This window comes from Anaerococcus lactolyticus ATCC 51172, assembly GCF_000156575.1.
Classification (GTDB): Bacteria; Bacillota; Clostridia; order Tissierellales; family Peptoniphilaceae; genus Anaerococcus; species Anaerococcus lactolyticus.
In genome coordinates this window covers 1,834-2,914 of sequence record NZ_GG666054.1, presented here as the reverse complement: position 1 = coordinate 2,914, position 1,081 = coordinate 1,834, and the positions used below count along the sequence as shown (strand labels likewise).

General features: G+C 29.0%; 1 protein-coding gene. It reads right to left on the bottom strand.

Annotated features, from left to right (window positions below; translation table 11 throughout):
• Positions 1-1,081, bottom strand: a 1,081-nt coding sequence (locus HMPREF0072_RS09190; RefSeq protein ID WP_004829765.1) for a winged helix domain-containing protein, incomplete at both ends; no start/stop codon positions are given.

The window sequence follows — 1,081 nt, the reverse complement described above, 5'->3', positions numbered from 1 at the left end:
AAATATTCATCAGCACTTACATAAGGTCTTGAAAAATCTCCTAGCTCTTTAGCAGACTTAAATGGATTTATATCATTAGGTTCAAAGGAATCTAAGTTTAAAAATATTTCTCCCTTTAATTCTTCTATTAATTTATCTCTTGATTTTCCTGTTAACTCTTCCATGTAATCAAAATTAATTTTACCTTTTTGACTAATAGAGAGTACCAGAGCATCTATTGCCCTATCTGTATGATCTATTATGGCAGCTTTTTTTATAGTTCTCTTGTTAAAGATGTCAGATTTTCCTATAAAGTTGCCTTCTTTATCTAATTTTTCCAAAGTTGAAATTAAAGAAAAATTGGCATCTTCTCTAAATAACTTTTTATTGGTTTTTGAATTTAGTCTTCCATGTTTGCTATTGAAATCATCGTAGAATTTATTTAGATTTTCTTGTTCTTTTTTTATCTCTTCATCTGAATAGTCTTCTCTTTGATAGGTTATAACTTTCCTTAGACTTTCATTTAATCTTAAATATTCTTTTACCTTATCTTTATCCTTTTCGTTTAAGGATATTTTTTGCATAATTGAATTTTCTCTAAAATATATTTCATTATCCACTAAAGCAAAAGAATAGTTTTTAACACTATCATCAGCCGGTATTGTTTCTTCTCCTAAATCATCATTTATTTGAGCTTCTTCATACCTACCTTGAATATTTTTAATGGCTTTTTTTAGTCCTTCTTCTAAAGAAATATCTTTATTTTCAATACATGCAAGGCTTGTTCCAAATCTTGACGGTATTTCTTCCATAGTCCCTATTACCATCTGAGGATTATCTACAAAGTATTTATTATATATTAGTCCTTTTTCGTCTTCATCTAGCTTTACCCAGTCTTCATCTAGCTTTAATAGCCTATCTCTCTTTTTTAAAAAGATTATATCTGAAGTTACTTCTGTACCTGCTACTCCTTTAAATGTTCTATTAGGTAGTCGTATTGCTCCTAAGAACTCCGCCCTTTCTGATATATATCTTCTAACATCTTCACTTTTTTTATCCATTGTTCCTGAAGATGTTATAAAAGCAATTATGCCTCCATCCC